This is a genomic window from Nonomuraea sp. NPDC003804 (assembly GCF_040610675.1).
In the GTDB taxonomy this organism is placed as follows: domain Bacteria; phylum Actinomycetota; class Actinomycetes; order Streptosporangiales; family Streptosporangiaceae; genus Nonomuraea.
Genome location: NZ_JBEXMT010000114.1, coordinates 1 through 1,294, shown reverse-complemented (window position 1 = coordinate 1,294; position 1,294 = coordinate 1). Strand labels below are relative to the sequence as shown.

Sequence of the window (1,294 nt, the reverse complement as noted above, 5' to 3'; positions counted from 1 at the left end):
GAAAAAGCTCGTTAGGCATCGAAATTTCGTGCTTGTTCTTCTATACCTTGTCACCGGTGGCCGGCGAGGAGATGTTGCGAAGCTGAAACTCGAGGACGTCGTCGGCGGCCCGGAGCCGTACATTCGATTCGACGCTCACACGAATGACCCGGACGACACACGAGTGGACGAGCCGAGGCTGAAGACCCAGCCTCGCGAATATCCCGTCCTTCAGAGAGTAGCGGAAATCACGGCAGAGTACATCCGCGAATACCGGGCACAAATCCCGAATGCGGCCGACAGCGAATACCTCTTCCTTGAGACCGTAGACGGCAATCCGCTGTCCAAGCGGACAATCAACGCCATTTTTCAGAAGCTGCAACATGCCGTCCCTGGACTCACGCCACACATTCTTCGTCACACGAACACCGAGAGACTGGTGAGAGATGCCAAGGCCCTTGGCTTGGCGGAGGAGGAAATGCTGCGAACCATCATGTATCTGAACGGTTGGCTCTCTAACAATGTTGCGACATATACGGCGAGGGAGCGCGAGGAAACCGCGCGAACCGTTGCCACCGCCCGACAAGCAAACTTCTTCGCAAAATGAACAATAACGCAGACTTTCTTGACGTCTACGGCAACCCGGTTGTAGTCGAACCTCATCGATGGACCATCGTTACATCGGTAGGAATCCGCAGACTACCGTGGACTTCGATTGACAGCGTTGGAGAGCCCTTGGCCTCGACTATCAGGGAGTACATCGGGAACCGCTTAACGACCGAATCACCAATCGACGCGCTGAACTGCCACACGAACCTGTCGGGTTTTGCTCGGTTCTGCAAAAGCAAACCAACGGCTCCGATGCACGCATCGGCGCTCGGGTATCTATCCCACCTGACCGCGCAAGGCAGGCGTTGGGAGTGGGCGCGGACCCGAGGCTACTACCGCTTCTTTGCCGAACGCTCCCACCCCGGCTTCGACCGTCAGGCGTTAACAACGATAAATCGAGTCGTGGTCGGTGGAAATCGAAAGGGCGGACCGGTCAGAGATGGTCATCCTCTTACAGGACCGCTCACTCGTGAAGAGTCCCTTTTGTGGAGGAATGCAATCCTCAGCGACGACGACGACACATACGAAGCAGTCCGAGAGCGAGGAGTCGCGATGCTGACGACCATCCTCGGGTTGCGCCCGACTAGCATCATCCATTTGATGGAATCCGACCTGGTTCGGGATGTCGTCATCGACGATATGCCGTTCGCGTTCGCCCTTGACATCGCACGCGCCAAAAAGCGGGCAGCCCCGAGGAAGCTCCTCC

The 1,294-nt window shown here is 57.0% G+C and carries 1 protein-coding gene; it reads left to right on the top strand.

Annotated features, from left to right (window positions below; genetic code table 11):
* A partial coding sequence (locus tag ABZX22_RS45165) for a site-specific integrase (RefSeq protein WP_354923528.1) occupies window positions 1-586 on the top strand: 586 nt, incomplete at its 5' end.
* Window positions 587-1,294 lie beyond the last annotated feature (708 nt).